A 2968-nucleotide genomic window follows, 5' to 3' on the forward strand; every position below is an offset into this window, starting at 1 on the left:
GCTCTATAAAAAACCCCATCTTCATTCTCATAAATCATTCCTGATTGCTATAGATGTATAAGATAAAAACCACTTTTATTAGCCAAGTTATTTGATCTCTAGCTAATTTCTTCAGTTACTTTTTGTATCTTTTGAGATTCTTCTGCCAAATCCTCCCTCTATTGTACTTTAGTCTCATTTTTCTTCATATTCCTTCTTCTTACTCCTACTCATTTTTTAATCCTACTCATTCACTTCTTAACTTATACTGGTATAATCCTCATACTCATATAATACTTATACTTATATAACATCTGGCATTTCTTTAATTATTATCCACATTTTCAGATAGTCACTCAATCTTTGCCATCCTTTCCATAAGGTCTGCACTCCTGGCTCTCCATCCCCTTTTCTGCACATAAATCCTCCTAATCTTCCTATCCACCTCACACATTCATATATTGTCGGTATTTCTGACGGTAACTCTTTTTTTTTAGTAATTACACAGTACAACACCTGCCATTCTTCTTCTTCTAACGCAATGTCGGCTGCTTCATCTGGCATTTCTACTGCACAATATTTGAGCCACAATATCCTTGAGGCAATGATGCTGTAGGTGGCCAATGCTCTTTCTAGTCGCTCTCCTTTGTCTAACATTAGCTTCTCAATCCCACAACCTGTTTTCAATACATAGTGAAATCTCTCAATTAACCAACGATATGTATAATATTTTAGGACTTTTTGAGCATCAGCTAAGTTATTTACGGCTAATGTCGTTAATAGTACCCATTTTACTCCTTTTTCTCCTTTAGGAGCTTGAATCTCTTCGGCTACAATCGCATTTACCTTAATGGGTTCCATTTGTCCATATTCTGGTTTATTGAGAGGTGGTTGGATGTCCACTGATGTCCATTTCACTTGTAATCTTGCTATTCTCGGTTTTCTTCGGGGTGTTCTCCTTAATTTTATAGCTATTTCTGCCATTGATTCCAATTTCTCTAATTGAGAGAATAATTTGTCTATTTGCTCTTCTGTTTTTACTCTCCTATTTTGTGCTGCTCTGATTAATAACTGTGAGCCTTCTCTTAACGGTTCAGCCAACAACTCGAAGATATCTCCTTCTCTATCGCACACTGTTATTAACTCTATATCTTCTTTTATTACCTCCTGCACTTCTCTTAAAGACTCTATCCATCTAAAACTTTCTTTTTCTTCTATTTTACGCCTTCTTTCAACATATCCTTTCCCTTTCCTCATTTTTTCTCTTGCCCATACTTTTTGCTTCAACAAGCCGTATGGTATTCCTTCTCCACTAACAGCCAGGACATTATGCACTTTTAATCCTTTTGCACCTTGTTTACTTATACTCCCCAATCCTCTTCTCCCTTTTTTCGGGGCAAATTCTAAATCCGTTGTGTCTTGCACCGCTAACACCACTTTTTCTTCTTTTATCTTCTCTATTGTCGCTTTTTTATGCGCTTCTATTATTTTTTCCGCTTTCACATGACGATTTTCCCAGAATTCATAACAAGCCTGCACATCTGATGGTTTCTCGATCGCCTGTGGTACCGTTTCATGAGGATGTTCGGATAACTCTGAGACGATTTTTTCGAGTCTCGTATTTAACCGTTTATCGCCTAAATCGAAAAATTTTAGTTCTTCTTCCACCCAAAGTTTCATTTTACTCGTCCTCCTTTCACTATTCTTTTGAATATGATTTTAGTCAATCTTGACTTTTGACCCTTTTTTCCTTATTCTTAATGAGTAAACACTCTAACTTTTCTAAACTTTTATGTCCCTAATTCGTTAACTCAATTTAGTTGTAATCCAGAGAATATAAGGATTAAAGGCTTTTTACTTACTCCTATTTTATCCTAATTTCTCTCTTAATTTTTATTTATTTATCTTCATCTATTTTAATCAACTTTTTACTTTTCTTTCGATTACTTTACTTATTTTACAAATATATAGCCTCTTTTCTTATTCTGTTTTTCTTGATAATTACTTTGATTGCTCATGATTACTATCTTTCAGCCTTTTTTCTTTTGTCAACTTATGTGTGCCGAAGGGATAGCTCTGTATTCGATTTGCTTAGATATTTGTAAAGACTGCTTATAGTAACTTAAAGCTTTTTCCTTTTGTCCTAGTGAGCCATAAGCATTTCCTAAATTGTTATAGGAAGTAGCTTGCCCCTTGAAATCACTAATTTCTTTTCTAATTACTAAAGACTGTGTAAGATAATCAATAGCTTGTTCATATTGTCCTAGTGACTCATAAGCAATTCCTAAATTGTTATAGGAATCAGCTTGGCCCTTGAGATCATTAACTACTTTTCTAATCGCTAAAGACTGTTCATGATAACTAATAGCTTTTTTATATTTATGTAACAAACCATAAATTAAGCCTACATCATTAAAAGTATTTGCTTCTCCTTTCTTATTTCCATCTTCCCTATATAATGTTAAAGCTTGTTCCCAAAAGTTTATTGCTGCTTCAAACTGATTTTGTCCTAACGCTTCTATTCCTTTTTCATATAATCTATTTGCTTCAGTCTCCTGACTTTGACTAATCTGAGTAACTTCTTGAGTAAATAGTCCAAAAGCACTAATAACTGGTTTTTGACATACCATTATTCCCCCAGTGATCAAAAGGGTAAGTAATGTTAGTCTTGAAATGGGTTTCATGAAGAAAAATAGCTTAAAATCGGATAATACAAGTCGATTATAAGCAATCAAATAACTTATGCTGGCTGAGTTCCATAATCTTTATGAAAGTTTACAAATTGAGAGCATAATTTATAAGTTATACTCACATCTTGCACCAAGAAAAGTTGATATGAGAAGCGATGGCTAAAACCCTTATTTGAAGAGGGTTTGCATTAGTTCTCTTTCAAGACTAGAGAACAATAATCAAGAACTAATAAAAACCCAACGTACTCTTTATTTTACTCGGGAGCGATCGCGGGGTTTTTCTTCATCACAATATAAAT

Annotated in this window: 2 protein-coding genes; both read right to left on the reverse strand. The window is 34.1% G+C overall.

From position 1 onward, the window contains the following. Positions 1–282: 282 nt before the first annotated feature. On the reverse strand, positions 283–1659 hold the full coding sequence (locus P9B04_RS18815) for an IS4 family transposase (RefSeq protein ID WP_342056507.1): 1377 nt from the start codon (positions 1657–1659) through the stop codon (positions 283–285). 368 nt (positions 1660–2027) lie between these two features. Further along, the gene (locus tag P9B04_RS18820) at positions 2028–2714 is read right to left on the reverse strand and encodes a tetratricopeptide repeat protein (protein ID WP_342056508.1); all 687 of its coding nucleotides are present in this window, start codon (positions 2712–2714) and stop codon (positions 2028–2030) included. Positions 2715–2968 lie beyond the last annotated feature (254 nt).

The sequence above is a fragment of the Crocosphaera sp. Alani8 genome, from assembly GCF_038442745.1.
Lineage (GTDB): Bacteria > Cyanobacteriota > Cyanobacteriia > Cyanobacteriales > Microcystaceae > Crocosphaera.

Coding starts and splice junctions, on each gene's coding strand:
- P9B04_RS18815 (WP_342056507.1), bottom strand. CDS start 1,659: ATGAAACTTTGGGTGGAAGAAGAACTAAAATTTTTCGATTTAGGCGAT.